1 protein-coding gene is annotated in these 1237 nt (G+C 75.3%); it reads right to left on the bottom strand.

The window, feature by feature from the left end; translation table 11 throughout:
• Window positions 1–154: 154 nt before the first annotated feature.
• A complete protein-coding gene (locus FOE67_RS26150; RefSeq protein WP_182667297.1) occupies window positions 155–1177 on the bottom strand; it encodes an LLM class F420-dependent oxidoreductase in 1023 nt (340 codons plus the stop codon).
• Window positions 1178–1237: the final 60 nt, after the last annotated feature.

Below are 1237 nucleotides of genomic sequence, written 5' to 3'. Positions count from 1 at the left end.
GGCCGGTACCGGGGGCCGGCTCCCCGTTCGCCCCACGCGTCCCACCGGCGTCCCCGGAGCCGGCCCGGGCCGGGGTCGCCGCGCATTACGGTGATCTCTTCCGCGAACAGCGCGGGTTCGGGCCCGGGGGAGGTCGGACACGGCCGCCCGAAGGTCACAGGACCTCCCGGGCCACCTCCAGGAGCCCGGGGTCCCGGTCCAGGAGGATGAGGGTGTCCACCCGGGTCTCCCTCCAGGCCGCCAGGCGGTCCCGCATGGCGGGGATCGGGCCGAGCAGCGCGACCTCGTCGAGGAAACGGTCGGGCACCGCCGCGACCGCACCGGGCTTGTCGCCGTCGGCCATCCGGTCGCGGATGTCGCGGGCGGCGCCCTCGTACCCCATGGAGAGGGCGACGTCGAAGTAGGTGTTGCGGCCGCCGGGGCCGACGGCCCCCAGCAGGTGCGCGAACAGCGGCCGGAGGGCGTCGCGCCCCTCCTCGACGGTGTCGGCGTGCGCGACGTAGGGGATGGGGCAGATCGCCACGTCCTCCGGGGAGCGGCCGGCCCGGGCGATGCCCTCGTCCAGCGGGGCGGTGAGGGCCTTCTCGTGCTCGGGCGCGTACATGCCGCAGAGCCAGCCGTCGGCGATCTCCCCGGTGAGGGCGAGGTTGCGCGGGCCGATGGCCCCCAGGTAGAGGGGTATGCGCGGGCGCAGCGGGGTCATCTCGGACCGGACGGGTCGCGCCCGGCCGCTGGACCCCGGCCCCCGGTAGGGGAGTTGGTGGATCTCCCCGTCGTAGCGGACGCGTTCCCCCCGGGCGATGGCGGCCCGGACGATGTCCACGTACTCGCGGGTGCGGCGCAGCGGGCGGTCATACGGTTGGCCGTGCCAGCCCTCGACGATCCACGGCACCGACAGGCCCAGGCCGAGGTGGAAGCGCCCGTGGGAGAGCACGTCCAGGGTCATGGCCGTCATGGCGGTGGCGGCGGGGGTGCGGGCCGGGATCTGCATGACGGCGGTGCCCAGGGCGATCCGTTCGGTGCGGGCGGCCAGGTAGCCGAGGACGCTGACCGCGTCGGGGCCGTACTCCTCCACGCTCCACACCGAGTCGACGCCGATCCGCTCGGCGTGCTCGACGATCGGCAGGACCTGCTCGATGGGCTCTCCGCCGTAGCCCAGGGCGAGTCCGAGACGCATGGCGCGCTTCCTTTCCGGTGCGGGTCGGTGCGGGGGTGCCGCGGGTGGGGGTGCGTGAGG

Source organism: Streptomyces calidiresistens (assembly GCF_014141525.1).
GTDB classification, from domain to species: domain Bacteria; phylum Actinomycetota; class Actinomycetes; order Streptomycetales; family Streptomycetaceae; genus Streptomyces; species Streptomyces calidiresistens.
Note: the sequence above shows the minus strand (reverse complement) of the source record. Positions and strands in the feature narration are given on the sequence as shown.

Bases quoted from the DNA above. Each gene is read 5' to 3' on its own strand.
- FOE67_RS26150 (WP_182667297.1), bottom strand. From the start codon at position 1,177: ATGCGTCTCGGACTCGCCCTGGGCTACGGCGGAGAGCCCATCGAGCAG.